Raw genomic sequence first — 14,002 nt, 5'->3', positions numbered from 1 at the left:
TTTTGCTTATAATGCTTTAAGTGATTTCATTAATAATTGATTGACCACTTGTGGGTTGGCTTGACCATGCGTTTGTTTCATGATTTGACCCACTAAATAACCAACAGCACGGTCCTTACCATTCTTGAAGTCTTCAATTGACTGTTCGTTATTAGCTAATACTTCATCAATGATTGGCTGTAATTGAGCTGGATCAGACAATTGCACCAATCCATGTTCTTTGACATAGCTAGCAGGTTCTTCACCATTAGTAATTGCCTTAAAGACTTTCTTAGCCATCTTAGTTGAGATAGTTCCATCATCAATTAATTTAACCATGCCGGCTAAGTTTTCCGGTGTTAATTTAGTATCTTGTAAATCAACCTGATTATCATTCAAATAGGCATTCACATCACCCATCAGGTAATTAGCGGTCATCTTAGCATCAGCACCTTTTGCAACAGCTGCTTCAAAAAAGTCTGACATTTCTTTGGTTTGCGTCAAGACCATTGCATCGTATTCTTTCAGTCCTAGTTCATTGACATAACGATCACGACGATTACTTGGCATTTCAGGCATGTCTGCTTTTATTTCGTTAATCCAGTCGTCACTAATTTCTAGAACCGGTAAATCTGGTTCTGGGAAGTAACGATAATCATCTGAACCTTCTTTAACACGCATTAAAATTGTTTGACCACTAGCTTCATCATAACGACGAGTTTCTTGTCCAATCGTGCCACCAGACATTAAGACCCGTTGTTGTCGCTGTTCTTCAAAAGCTAGTCCCTTACGAACATAGTTAAATGAGTTTAAGTTCTTCAATTCGGTTTTAGTACCATACTTATCAGAACCGATTGGGCGAATTGAAATATTGACATCGACTCGCATGGATCCTTCTTCCATCTTAACGTCAGAAACACCAGTAAACTGAATGCGTTGGCGTAAAGCTTCGAGATAAGCATATGCTTCATCTGGAGAAGTAATATCTGGCTTAGAAACAATTTCAATTAATGGGGTTCCTTGACGGTTTAAATCAACGAATGAAAAGCCATTAGGACTATGCGTGTTCTTACCGGCATCTTCTTCAATATGCATCTCGGCAATTCCAATTTTCTTTTTTTCACCATCCACTTCAATTTCAATCCAGCCATCATGTGCTAATGGTGTTTCTGATTGTGAAATTTGATAAGCTTTTGGATTATCAGGGTAGAAATAGTTTTTACGATCAAAGTGTGGATTCTGTTCAATCTCAGCATGTAAAGCTAATGCAGCTTTAATTCCATCTTCGACGACCCCTTTATTGGTTGACGGTAAAACACCTGGATAGCCCCAATCAATCACGTTTGTATTTGCATTGGGTTCAGACCCAAATTGGACTGGCGATGGACTAAAAATTTTAGAATTAGTTTTTAATTCAACGTGGACTTCAAGTCCAATAGTTGTTTCAAAATTCATTATTTTTGGCCTCCTAACTTAGGTGTTTGCTTGTGGAAATCAGTTGATTGTTCGAACGTGTAAGCTGCCTTATACATTGTTTCTTCATCAAATGGCTTTCCAATAATTTGTAGTCCGACTGGCATATTATCAGCAAAACCAGCAGGAATTGACATTCCAGGTAGGCCGGCCATGTTCACAGGAACAGTCAAAACATCGTTCATGTACATTGACTTAGGATCAGTAATGTTAGAACCAATCTTATAAGCAACAGTTGGGCCAGCAGGTCCCATGACTAGGTCATGATCTTCAAATACTTTTTCAAAGTCTTGGCGAATCAAAGTTCTAATTTGGCTTGCTTTCATGAAGTAAGCGTCATAAAAACCAGCAGAAAGTGAGAACGTTCCGAGCATGATCCGACGCTTAACTTCATCCCCGAACCCTTCCGAACGAGAACGAACATAAACATCTTCTAGGTTTTTAACATCAGTAGCTCGAACGCCATAACGAATACCATCAAACCGTTGTAAATTTGATGACGCCTCTGATGATGAAATAATGTAATAAGCTGCAACTCCGTATTGCGTATTTGGTAATGAGACTTCATCAATGATAGCCCCTAATGATTCATAATGTTTTAAGGCAGCCTTAATCACAGCCTTAACATTTTCATCTACACCCTCTCCTAAGTATTCCTTAGGAACAGCAATTCGAAGGCCCTTAACATTTGTATCATCATTTAATTGACTTGCAAAGTTAGGTACTTCTTTAGTTGATGAGGTTAAATCACGATCATCGTGACCGCTAATCAATGATGTTAAGAGTGCGTTATCTTTGACGCTCTGTGTTAACCAACCCACTTGATCCAAACTAGAACCAAAGGCAATAATACCCCAACGAGATACGCGGCCATATGTTGGCTTCATACCCACAACACCATTATATGAAGCTGGGAGGCGAATTGAGCCACCCGTATCGGTTCCTAAAGCAGCTAACACTTCTCCAGCAGCTACCGCAGCAGCCGAACCACCAGAAGAACCACCAGGTACACGAGTTAGATCCCAAGGATTATGTGTTGTTTGAAACGCAGAATTTTCTGTCGAACCACCCATGGCAAACTCATCCAAGTTCAATTTACCAGCGTTAATAAAGTTTTGGGCTTTCAATTTTTCGATAACAGTCGCATCATAAATTGGCTTGAAATTACTTAAAATTTTGGATGCGGCTGTGGTCTTCAAATCTTTAGTGACAATATTATCTTTGACACCCAAAGGAATTCCAGCAACTAATTGATTGGCAGCAACACCTTGTTGATCAACCTCTGCAGCCTTTTTTAAAGCATTTTCTTCATCTAGTGTTAAAAAAGCCTTTACTTGATCATCATCAGCCGTAATATTTTCATACGTTGCCTTAGTCAACTCTGTTGAACTTATTTTCTTATTGACTAAGTCATCATGGAGTTTTGTTAAATCAGTGTCATAAAAATTCATTACTCGCCATCCCCACTTTCATCAATAATTGCAGGTACCTTAATGTAACCTTCTTCAGTATCCGGCGCATTATTTAATAATGCCTCACGTTGGTTGCTATTAACGGCAATATCTTCACGCATCGCATTAACCTGATCAGTGGCAGATGTCATTGGCTTAACGCCAGTAGTATCAACCTTGTCGATTGTTTCAAATAAATCAATAATACTTTCTAATTGAGTGGTAAATTTGCCTAGTTGATCATCGTCAAACTGAAGCTTGGCTAGTGAAGCAACGTGTTTAACTTGCTGTTCATCAATTTTGCTTGCCATTCTCGTAACCTCTTTCCCAAAATGTTCACTACTTACATCATAACATTGTAGCACAGGCGGCGAGATTTTATGCAGGATTTTAATAGTTATCAATAATTTTATTGAATGTTTTCTTGATAATCATTTCACTTTAAAATTAAACTTTTTTGGGTTACCTAACCGTGCAAAATACCGCAAATGCCTATTGTATAACACAAATAATCCTAGATGGTTCATAGTTCGATATCGGTCTATTTCGATTGTCTAAACGTGCAAAACGCCGCAAATGGCTATTGTATAACACAAATAATCCTAGATGGTTCATAGTTCGAACCATCTAGGATTATTTGTGTTATACCACGCCATCTTGACGCGGCGTTTTGCACTCTTTTAAATTAATAACTATCAAACACATGACTAGAGAACTTACTCTGTCCTGAATCTCTGTAGACAAATGCCTGCATTTCTTGTGATGATTGAATTTTAATGTCTATTGGAATTCCGCTTGGTAAGTATTTAGCTGCCGCTTGAGAAATATACTGTGTAAAGCTCGTAATTTCAGTCTCACTGTAGAACTGCGTCGTCACCGTTATGTGCATCCCCGACAAATCACCATCTTGATACTGTGCCTGTGCTGTCACACCACTTAAGTTCGGGAAGAATGACTGTACCTGACTCTTAAAGTTATCGAACGTATTGTTATCCGTTTGCCCATCACTATTAGAAGTAGTGGCATCCGAAGCCTTCGGATAAACTGCATTTTTAACATTCATTTGCTTCCAACTAGATAATTGAGTTCCCTTATTAGAACTGTATTCGAAGAAAGTTCCTCCAACAAGACTATCGTTAGACGCTTGTTTATAAAGTGCAATCACAATTGGAACATTTTCTAATCCTTTTTTCTGACGCATCCGCTTTAATATTTTTTGCGCTGCTTCTTCACCATATGCCCGCAAGTCAGCATCGCTAATTTTTTGTTTATACTGTGGTCCGTTAGTCGTTTTTCGATAATAATCAACAGAATTTAATCCAATTCCGATTGTAATACCATGCAATTTAAGATTATCACCACTTTGCTTCATGTAATCTTGTTCTTCAATTTGTTGAACATAAATTGGATTACGCTTGCCATTTGTCTTACCTTTAACTGGATTCAACCCGGTTTTGTTGCTTTTTGACTTACGTCCCAACCAGTTTTCAATTGTATCAGTATTCAAATACTGTCCTTCTTGAAATATATAGCTCTTAGTTGAGAATACTTTTTTGGAGACATTTAGTAGTCCAGACTCAAAACTTTTTAAGTTAAATGTATTATCGTTTTGAGCAACGTTAACTCCCCGAGACTTGCTAACCTGATACTTACCATTTTTAATTACACCCTCGTAAGTACCACTGTTTGCATCACCTGTCGTTGTATATTTTGATGACTTACTTGAACTCGAACTGCCAAATCCACACGACGCCAATACCATTGTACTGACAATTAGTAATACTGCAGTTCTTAATTTTTTCCAATTCACGATTAGGAATCCTCCTTCATTGCTGCTCGGAATTGTTCTTCATTCCAAACTTCAATTCCTAAAGACTGGGCCTTTGCCAGTTTACTACCAGCATCACTACCTGCAATGACCAAATTAGTTTTCTTTGAAACACTGCCAACCACATCCGCACCCTGAGTTTCCAGCCATTCTTGTGCTTGTGGTCGCGTCATCTCAATTAACTTTCCAGTTAAAACGACTTTTTGTCCGGTTAACGGACCTTCTTTAACCTCAGTTGCAGTCCCTAAGTATTCTGTATTAACATGAGCATTTTGTAACTCCTGAATAAGCTCGTGAACCTGGGTATTATTGAAGTATGTGACTACACTGTCACCAATAATCGGGCCGATCGCTTCAACACTAGCAATCTCTTCACTACTAGCATTCATTAGTGCCTCAATGTTTTTAAATTGAGCGGCAATCAATCGGGCAGCCTTTGCTCCAACATGTCGAATCCCTAAACCAAATAAAAGACGTTCCAAAGAATTATGCCTGCTATTGTCGATAGCTGTCAATAGATTATCAGCTGATTTATCACCAAATTTATCTAAAGTTAATAATTGGGCTTTGGTTAAATGATACAAATCAGCAACATCTGTAATCATTTTACGTTCAAACAACTGTTCCAATATTCTCGGGCCTAACCCATCAATGTTCATTGCATTACGTGAAGCAAAATGTGCAAGGCCTTCTTTAATCTGAGCAGGACACATTGGATTGATGCATCGCAATGCCACTTCCTCATCCAAATGAACTAATTTAGAATCACATTCCGGACAACGTGTCGGAATCTCATACTCAACACTATCTGCTGGACGCTTGTCCAATTCAACTGTCGAAATTTCGGGAATAATATCACCAGCCTTATGTAAATAAACTGTATCCCCAATTCGCACGTCTTTTTGTTGCAAGTAATCCGGATTGTGTAATGAAGCCCGTGCAACAGTTGTCCCTGCTAATAAAACCGGGTCCATTACAGCGGTTGGAGTAACCGTTCCAGTTCTCCCTACCGTCCATTCAATCTCACGAACAACCGTAGCTGCTTCTTCTGGTGGAAATTTATATGCAATTTCCCAGCGTGGAACCTTAACCGTGCTACCGAGTTCTTCTTGTAACGCAAGATCATTAACCTTCTCGACGATTCCATCAATACCATATTCTAAATCGTTGCGTTTCTGGGTGTAGCCGTTGATATAGTCTGCGATCTCCTCTTTTGTTGTAGCAACCTGATTATTTAAATTCACATTAAACCCTAGTTTAACTAATGCGGTTAGTGCTTCACTTTGAGTTGTCACACCAAGAGTTTGGTAATCAGGAACATAGTACATAAATGTACTCAATTCTCGGTTGGCTGTTACCTGTGGATCTAACTGTCGCAAGCTACCGGCAGCTGCATTGCGTGGGTTTGCAAATACAGGTAATCCCTGCGACTCACGTTGTTCATTCAATTTTGCAAATGCTTCCTTTGGCATGTAACACTCGCCGCGAACTTCAATCGTTATGGGTTGCGTCAATGTTTGCGGAATTGATTTGATTTTCTTTAAGTTTTTAGTGATATCTTCACCAATTCGCCCATCGCCACGTGTAGATCCCTGCACGAATTTTCCATTCTCATACATCAATGAAATCGCTAAGCCATCAATTTTAAGTTCTAAGTTGTACTCAGGATGATCAACGCCATTACGCTGAAGACGCTCATTAAAATCCATTAATTCAGCCACTGAAAATACATCACCCATAGATAGCATTGGATTTTGATGTTCAACCTTAGCAAAATCAGAAATTGTCGCCGCACCAACTTGTTGCGTAGGTGAATCAGGTGACTGAAGTTCTGGAAATATTTGCTCAAGCGTTACCAACCGTTGATAAGCTTGATCATATACATAATCCTCGACACTCGGATTATCCTTTTCATAATACTCGCGCCCCCACTCTTCGACTTGCAAGCTCAGCTCTTTGACTTCATGGGTGGCCTCTTCAATTGTTAATTGATCCACTGGTTTTTGCTTATTCATTGTTTAATTCACCTGTTGATTGTGATTTTGAATTAGTGCAAACGTGCTCCGGCCTGCAGATGTTTAGGGATAAGGCATGAACACCAATCAATAAATCACATACCGATTTATCTTCCTGAAACACCTTATTTACAGGCATACATATTTTTTTAAACGTGCTCCGGCCTGCAGATGTTTAGGGATAAAGGCATAAACACCAATCAATAAATCAAATACCGATTTATCAATCGGTGTTTATGCCTTTATCCTACAACATCTTAACGCAGGCCTACGCACTCTATACTTTTGTAATCGGCGCGAAGCTGGCCAAGAGTCGTTTAATTCCTTGTTCTGGGAATGCAATATCTAGTTCCATATTGTCGCCTTCACCAGCAACTTTAACAACTGTTCCTTGACCCCACTTTTTATGAGTTACCTTGTCGCCCGACTTCCAAGTTTGTTTGTCTGCACCTGTTCCCAAGTTTTGTTGGACCGGCTGTGCTGGACGCTTATAGGTTCTTGCAGTCGCATTTTTATGTGCAAACGGGACTGGTCGATTATTGGGAACTGCCGCTGCATTTTCATTTTCTACATGCAATAAGTCCGGATTGATTTCTTCAATAAATCGTGATGCCTGATTATTTTGACGGCGACCGTACAGCATTCTGGAATAGGCATTTGATAAATACAACTTACGCTTTGCCCGTGTGATTCCAACATATGCCAACCGACGCTCTTCTTCTAATTCATCATCTTCCAAAATTGCTCGTGATAACGGGAATATTCCTTCTTCCATCCCCATTAAAAAGACAACTGGAAATTCTAGCCCCTTAGCAGCATGTAATGTCATCAATGTAACTGCAGCTGTTTGTTCATCAACGTCATCTTGCGCAGAAACTAATGCTAAGTCAGCTAAGAAGTTAGTTACCTTATTAGCGTTCGATTCAACTTCGTCGTCTTGATGTGCATCATCATATTCTTTTGTCACCGACATAAATTCTTCCAAGTTTTCTTGTCGTGACTGCGATTCCAAACTCTTATTTGCTTTTAATGCAGTCAAATAACCAGTTTTTTCAAGAATTTGCTCAGTTAACTCAGTTACCGATAAGAACTCAACCATTTTAGTCAAATCATTGATTAATAATCCGAATTCTTCGATTTTATTACGTGCCCGACTAGTTAATTCATTGTTAATTGAAGCATTTTGTGCCGCCTCCAACAGTGACCAACCATGTTCCTGTGCAAATAACCGTAGTTTATCCACGCTACTTGAACCAATCCCACGTTTAGGTTCATTAACTACCCGTTCAAAACTGATCGAGTCAGCCGGATTAACTAGCAAGGTCAAATATGACAACACATCGCGAATTTCTTTTCTGTCATAAAACTTGTGACCACCAACCATCGTGTACGGTACGTTAGCCTTCAGAAATGTTTCTTCAATCGTTCGTGATTGTGCATTCGTCCGGTATAAAACGGCAAAGTCATTATAATTCAAATTATTTTTTTTGATTTCTTCATTAATTTTAGACACCACAAAATGAGCCTCATCGTTTTCACTTTGAGCTCGATAGTATGAAATTGGCTCTCCGGATCCATTTTGAGTCCATAAATTCTTCTTACGCCGAATTGTGTTGTTTTCAATCACTTCGTTGGCTGCATCTAAGATTGTTTGCGTAGAACGATAATTTTGTTCCAACATTACTGTTTTAGCATCTGGGTAGTCATGTTCAAAATTAAGAATATTCTCCATATTGGCGCCACGCCAACCATAGATACTTTGGTCAGCGTCCCCAACAACACATAAATTACGGTATTGTTGGGCTAATAAATTTACCAATTTATACTGGGCATCGTTGGTATCTTGATACTCATCAACGTGAATATAATGGAACTTATTTTGATAATAACTCAACGTATCTGGATTTTTTTCAAATAATTCAATTGTTAACATAATTAAATCATCAAAATCAACTGCCTGATTGGCCTGTAGCTCCTCTTGATACTGTCTATATACCTTGGCAACCACTTCTTCAAATGGACTGCTAGCGCTTTTGACGTAGTCAGCTGGTGTTTGCAGTGCATTCTTAGCATTTGAAATTGCGCTCAGCAACGCCCGTGGATCAAACTTTTTAGGATCTACATTTAAATCACTACAAACACGCTTAATCAGAGTTCGCTGTTCACCCGTGTCGGCAATTGTGAATGCCCGATTATATCCAATCTGTTCAATATCTCGACGCAAAACTCGCACACATAGCGCATGAAACGTTGAAACCCATACATCGCGGGCCCCTTCGTTTAAAAGTTTAGCCACTCGCTCACGCATTTCCTTTGCAGCCTTGTTAGTAAAGGTAATTGCTAGAACATTCCATGGATTGACATTTTTTTCCTCAATCAAATACGCAATTCGATGAGTTAGCACACGTGTTTTACCGGACCCTGCGCCAGCCATTACTAGTAGTGGTCCTTCAGTATACAAAACGGCTTCCTGTTGTTTATCATTCATTCCTGTTAATAGTGTTTGGCTTGCCACGTTGCATTCAATCCCCTCTAATTTCAATCAATGAATATTATACCAAATCCAACATATGAATGTGGCTATCTAGTGATAATTTTACAATAATTAAAAACCAACCGTTATCAGGCAACATACAAGTTGACCAAAAATGGTTGGTTCTAATTATTTTTGTTGATCTGATACACCAAAACTGTCCCAAACTTCGGTATTATCAACCTGCAACTGCAGCTTATCTAGCGGTAGGCCAGCAATTAGTACGTGACCAACTGTCGTTGAGCGTGATTCTGGTGTTTGTTGATAAAAGGTAAACTGCCAATTATCCTTTAGTAGCCATTGAGTCCGAATGCCATCCATTTGATTACTTTGGATAGTCATCATGATAGCTGGCTGTAAAGTTTTAATTGGTCGTAACGAAACCCCGATAATTGCTCGCAAATGCTGCTCATATTGGTCGACGTTACTAGTTTGATCAAATAGTGCGCCTTGGATGGTCAATGCCGGCGTAACACCTTTAACATATAAAGTACCAGTATCAGTTAGGTAAAATCCAATCTCAAAAACCCCAACATATTGCAGTTGCTGAGCCACGGAGCTACCAATTCTCATTATCTCTGCTAAAACATCATCAGATAAATCGGCTGGTGCAACCGCCTCAATTAGCTTTGTACCATCTAAGTTGAGTTCCATCAACGGAAAGGTTTGGGTATCTTTGTAACCCTTGGCAATAACTAATGAATACTCATGGGCATGCGGAATATATGATTCTAATACATATGTACCCGTTTCAAGAAAATCAGCCGCTTTTGTGATGTCAGACTGCTTATTAATAAGCATTGACCGCTCACCCAAGCCACGTTGAATTGGTTTTAGTACTGCCGGATAACCAATTGAATCAATTGACTGATATAAATCATCCAAACCAATTACTGTCACATAAGGGGCAATATTGACATTAATTTGGTCAAAAAAAGCCCGTTCTAATAACCGATCTTGAATAACCTCCAGCGTTTCTTTCCCCTGTGGCACCCATGAAAATTGACTAATATACTCAATTACTGCAGCATCAATGTGTGAACCAACATAGGTAACTGCATCACATTCTTGTGCGAATTCCTTTAACTTGTCTTTGTCAGTTAATATCCCTATTACACCAAAGTTGGCCTGCTTCATCGCTGCATCACCAGGCTGTGAACCATAGACCCCAACTTGAAAACCTGAACGTTGTGCCGTCTGTGCTAATCGAGCCCCACTAAATCCGCTTCCAATGATTCCGAGCGTTTTACCTGGGTATAAAACATGATTACTTTCTGAACTCACAATCTCTCACCTCAATTAGTTTTCTTCATCTGACATAAATGTTACTTGACCATCTTGTAATGATTTTATTCGTGCTAACGACTCTAGTCTAACACCTTGCTCGCGAATCTTCTGTGCTCCAGGTTGAAAACTTTTTTCAATAACTATCCCGACGCCGGCCACATTAAACCTTGCCTGCTGAGCAATCTCTAATAATCCAAACACTGCTTGTCCATTAGCCAGAAAGTCATCAATAATTAGTACTTGATCATTAACGTCTAGATACTTTTTAGAAACCGTAATTTGATTTTCAGTTTGTTTAGTAAAAGAATACACATTTGCGGTGTACAAATCATCAGTTAAAGTTAAACTCTTATGCTTGCGAGCAAAGATAACAGGAACATGTAATTGTAAGCCAGCCATCAGTGCTGGTGCAATTCCAGAAGATTCTACTGTTAATATCTTAGTAATGTGGGCATCCATAAACAACTGAGCAAATCGTTGACCAATTGCAAACATTAAATCAGGGTCAACCTGATGATTTAAAAATTGATCAACCTTTAACACGTTATTTGATAGAACTTGTCCATCTGTTTTAATTCGTTCTTCTAATTCTCTCATTTGAACTCCCTATCCATTCTGATCGTATTTGTCTAAGTGGTAAGTTTGGATAACTTGAATTAATTTAGCAGCATAATCAGGGTCAGTGGCGTATCCCGCTTCTTGTAAGGCCTGGGCCGCATCTTTATAGTTAGTTGCTTTAATTACGCCCGCATATTTGTCTTGATCATCAGTAGTTCCATTAACCATAAGCATTGTATGTGCGTCAATAGAGGCGGCCCAACTTGTGTACACCTGAAAGCGGCCATGAATCACGATCCAACTACCATTTTCATATTCTTTGGTGCTTAATACCTGACTGTTAGTAAGTGATGAACTTTTAACCCCAAAAAGATTATAATACTTTGCAGCCAATGTTGAACTGCCCCAGTCAGATTCTAGAATTGCTTGAGCCATTGTGATCGATGCTAATACATTGTGCTCTTTCATCATTTTTTGTGACTCTGGTGCAATCTGTTTAATAAATAATTTTTTAGCATCTGACTGTTTTGAAACAATTTGTTGTCGTTCACGGAGCTGGTGTAATTGGCCAATACCATATCCCACTAGCGAAATAGCTAGTATTAGAACTAATAAATTTAACCAACGGAACTGCCCTCGTTTGAATAAAAAGTTCGTTGTTTTTGACCTTTTTTTTCTTCTACGCGCCAAAAAATGTTCCCCTTTCCTAGCCACCGTATTTAATTAGCTTAGCAATAATCTTCATTTTACACTGAAAGTCACGCTAGCGGAAAAACAATTCCATTAATTTATGGTTCCTTAAAAATTCAACCAAATTCCGAGTCCCATAGCAATTGCAAAAAATAAAGTGATGATTACTGAATTTTTAACTGACAAGACAAATGTCTCACGTTTAACTTGATTTTGGAAAAAAATACGCACATTATGCCAAACCAGTGGAACACTCAATAGCGTCAACACCGATAATATTGGTAAAATACCAATCCAGACAGCAACTAACAAGCACAAGTATCCAGCGACATAACTAAGTGCAAACACACGCAACATTATTTTCTTACCAAAATAATACACAGCTGTTCGTCGATTATTGCGACGATCTTCTTGTTCATCACAGATATTATTCGCCAACATAATGTTTGAAATTGCAAAAATAGCAATACCAGAAGCCAATAACACTCGCCATAAAAAACTAAAGGTTAATGCTTGAACATTGTAGACATTCAAAAAAGCAGCAATCAGAAAAATGATAAAACCCATCGTAAACCCAGAAAAAATTTCACCAAATGGGGTATTAGAAATTGGTAGCGGACCAGCCGCATAAAAATAACCAACCGCAAAACTAAAAAGACCCAGCCACAACAACGGTAAACCAACTCTGACAACCAGATAAATTCCAATTATGGCCGATATACTTGCTAGTCCAATGGTGATTGCACGAGCCAAACCAATCGGGATATTGTTCACGCCCACTACGTTTGTCTTCGACTTAAACTCTAACTCATCATCAGAATGGATAAAATCTTGGTAATTATCGTTAGCATTGACTGCCATTTGTAACACGTTGGCTGCAACAAAAAATAAAATCATGTTTCCAACCTGGATCAGATGATAATTGTAGTACGCGTACATAATTCCTAGTACAAACGGAAAAACAGATGCAATTAGTGATTGAATCTCAATAAATTCAAAAAAAACTTTGGGCTTCAAAATAAACGTCCTCCAAGATAGTGAAATAAGATTGACAAGGCTTACAGTTATTTGTATCGTTAAAGATATAAATTCTTACTCCGGGGTAACAAAATGGCACATCGAATCTGGCAAAATTTTCCAGCTACAGCAGTCAAACTTGACGATTTAAAAGAATACATGTTTAGTTTGGTTTCGTTAACAAATAAACCCATTCAAACTAAGATTTTAGAGCTTCTTGGCGCTGGTGGCAAGCTTTTGCGACCAGGTTATTTTTATTTATTTAGTTCGCTAGGGCCTACACAAGATCCGGAAAAACTCCAAGCGGGAGCTGCTGCGTTAGAATTATTACATGTGGCAACTTTGATTCACGATGATGTTATCGATGAATCACCACTACGACGAAACGTTACCACAATTCAAACCTTATACGGGCAAAAAAATGCTATCTATGCCGGTGATTTTTTATTCACCCTCTACTTCAAGCAAGTAATCAAATCAGCATATAGCATGGATGATGTGGCCGCGAATGCAGATATTATGCATGCCATTTTAAATGGTGAATTAAATCAAATGCAACTTAATTATAACCAAAAAACCAGCGTCACACAGTACCTTACTGAAATTGAGGGTAAAACCGCTAAACTATTTGAACTTGCTTGTTCTCAAGGAGCCCGATTAAGTGGATGTGAACAAGTTATTATCAACACTGCTGCACAAATTGGCAAAAAAATTGGACTGGCCTACCAAATTAGAGATGATATTTTAGATTATACTGGCCAGAAAAAAAATACACTTAAGCCAACGCTGGAAGACGTCCGACAAGGTGTATATTCCCTACCATTAATTTTGGCTTTAGAAACTAACCGATCAGATTTAAAACATTTTTTAAACAAGAAAAATAAAATGACAGCTACAGATGTCACTCAGGTACAGCAGATTGTCGTCGCAGTTGGTGGTGTAAAACGGGCATTTGAGCTTGCCGATCAGTATACAACAGATGCATTGGAACTAATTAAAGATTTGCACAATAATTCTATCGAAGAACCACTCACCAAATTGACATCTAATTTGCTACAACGAGAACAATAATCGCAAAAAAAACGAACCAAAATGGAACTGAAGTTATAATTTGATACAAACATATAAAAGCACGTTCGAAAAAAGTAAAATTTATTCGGAGGTGTTTTTA

At 38.6% G+C, this 14,002-nt stretch carries 11 protein-coding genes; 1 reads left to right on the top strand and 10 read right to left on the bottom strand.

Annotated elements, in window-relative coordinates; all coding sequences use genetic code 11:
- Window positions 1-6: 6 nt before the first annotated feature.
- The 10 genes from gatB to FFM51_RS03640 form a co-directional block, all read right to left on the bottom strand.
- Window positions 7-1,434: an Asp-tRNA(Asn)/Glu-tRNA(Gln) amidotransferase subunit GatB gene (gene gatB / locus FFM51_RS03685; RefSeq protein ID WP_137597285.1), complete on the bottom strand. Its 1,428-nt coding sequence runs from the start codon at window positions 1,432-1,434 to the stop codon at window positions 7-9.
- Window positions 1,434-2,903, bottom strand: coding sequence for an Asp-tRNA(Asn)/Glu-tRNA(Gln) amidotransferase subunit GatA (gene gatA, locus FFM51_RS03680; RefSeq protein WP_137597284.1), 1,470 nt, complete (start codon window positions 2,901-2,903; stop codon window positions 1,434-1,436). The genes gatB and gatA overlap by 1 nt, the downstream gene beginning before the upstream one ends.
- Window positions 2,903-3,214: an Asp-tRNA(Asn)/Glu-tRNA(Gln) amidotransferase subunit GatC gene (gene gatC, locus FFM51_RS03675; protein ID WP_137597283.1), complete on the bottom strand. Its 312-nt coding sequence runs from the start codon at window positions 3,212-3,214 to the stop codon at window positions 2,903-2,905. The genes gatA and gatC overlap by 1 nt, the downstream gene beginning before the upstream one ends.
- A gap of 374 nt (window positions 3,215-3,588) precedes the next feature.
- Entirely contained in the window at window positions 3,589-4,665 is a 1,077-nt protein-coding gene (locus FFM51_RS03670; protein WP_137597337.1) for a CamS family sex pheromone protein, read from the bottom strand.
- Window positions 4,666-4,715: 50 nt separating this feature from the next.
- A complete protein-coding gene (ligA, locus tag FFM51_RS03665) occupies window positions 4,716-6,746 on the bottom strand; it encodes an NAD-dependent DNA ligase LigA (protein ID WP_137597282.1) in 2,031 nt (676 codons plus the stop codon).
- 277 nt (window positions 6,747-7,023) lie between these two features.
- Window positions 7,024-9,234, bottom strand: a complete 2,211-nt coding sequence (pcrA, locus tag FFM51_RS03660; protein WP_137597336.1) for a DNA helicase PcrA — start codon at window positions 9,232-9,234, stop codon at window positions 7,024-7,026.
- Between the two features lie 174 nt (window positions 9,235-9,408).
- Window positions 9,409-10,563: an ATP-grasp domain-containing protein gene (locus FFM51_RS03655; protein ID WP_137597281.1), complete on the bottom strand. Its 1,155-nt coding sequence runs from the start codon at window positions 10,561-10,563 to the stop codon at window positions 9,409-9,411.
- Window positions 10,564-10,578: 15 nt separating this feature from the next.
- A complete protein-coding gene (locus FFM51_RS03650; RefSeq protein WP_137597280.1) occupies window positions 10,579-11,163 on the bottom strand; it encodes a xanthine phosphoribosyltransferase in 585 nt (194 codons plus the stop codon).
- 9 nt (window positions 11,164-11,172) lie between these two features.
- On the bottom strand, window positions 11,173-11,814 hold the full coding sequence (locus tag FFM51_RS03645) for a glycoside hydrolase family 73 protein (RefSeq protein WP_137597279.1): 642 nt from the start codon (window positions 11,812-11,814) through the stop codon (window positions 11,173-11,175).
- A gap of 108 nt (window positions 11,815-11,922) precedes the next feature.
- The gene (locus tag FFM51_RS03640; protein WP_137597278.1) at window positions 11,923-12,831 is read right to left on the bottom strand and encodes a 1,4-dihydroxy-2-naphthoate polyprenyltransferase; all 909 of its coding nucleotides are present in this window, start codon (window positions 12,829-12,831) and stop codon (window positions 11,923-11,925) included.
- 93 nt (window positions 12,832-12,924) lie between these two features.
- On the opposite strand from FFM51_RS03640, the gene FFM51_RS03635 reads away from it, so the two are divergent.
- Complete coding sequence (locus FFM51_RS03635) at window positions 12,925-13,902, top strand: polyprenyl synthetase family protein (RefSeq protein WP_137597277.1); 978 nt, start codon at window positions 12,925-12,927, stop codon at window positions 13,900-13,902.
- Window positions 13,903-14,002: the final 100 nt, after the last annotated feature.

This window comes from Paucilactobacillus kaifaensis, assembly GCF_005405145.1.
In the GTDB taxonomy this organism is placed as follows: Bacteria; Bacillota; Bacilli; order Lactobacillales; family Lactobacillaceae; genus Paucilactobacillus; species Paucilactobacillus kaifaensis.
Note: the sequence above shows the minus strand (reverse complement) of the source record. Positions and strands in the feature narration are given on the sequence as shown.

What these genes read in the sequence shown, in the direction of transcription:
- gatB (WP_137597285.1), bottom strand. Translation starts at nt 1,434, where the DNA reads ATGAATTTTGAAACAACTATTGGACTTGAAGTCCACGTTGAATTAAAA.
- gatA (WP_137597284.1), bottom strand. Translation starts at nt 2,903, where the DNA reads ATGAATTTTTATGACACTGATTTAACAAAACTCCATGATGACTTAGTC.
- ligA (WP_137597282.1), bottom strand. Translation starts at nt 6,746, where the DNA reads ATGAATAAGCAAAAACCAGTGGATCAATTAACAATTGAAGAGGCCACC.
- pcrA (WP_137597336.1), bottom strand. Translation starts at nt 9,234, where the DNA reads ATGAATGATAAACAACAGGAAGCCGTTTTGTATACTGAAGGACCACTA.
- FFM51_RS03670 (WP_137597337.1), bottom strand. Translation starts at nt 4,665, where the DNA reads ATGGTATTGGCGTCGTGTGGATTTGGCAGTTCGAGTTCAAGTAAGTCA.
- FFM51_RS03650 (WP_137597280.1), bottom strand. Translation starts at nt 11,163, where the DNA reads ATGAGAGAATTAGAAGAACGAATTAAAACAGATGGACAAGTTCTATCA.
- gatC (WP_137597283.1), bottom strand. Translation starts at nt 3,214, where the DNA reads ATGGCAAGCAAAATTGATGAACAGCAAGTTAAACACGTTGCTTCACTA.
- FFM51_RS03635 (WP_137597277.1), top strand. Translation starts at nt 12,925, where the DNA reads ATGGCACATCGAATCTGGCAAAATTTTCCAGCTACAGCAGTCAAACTT.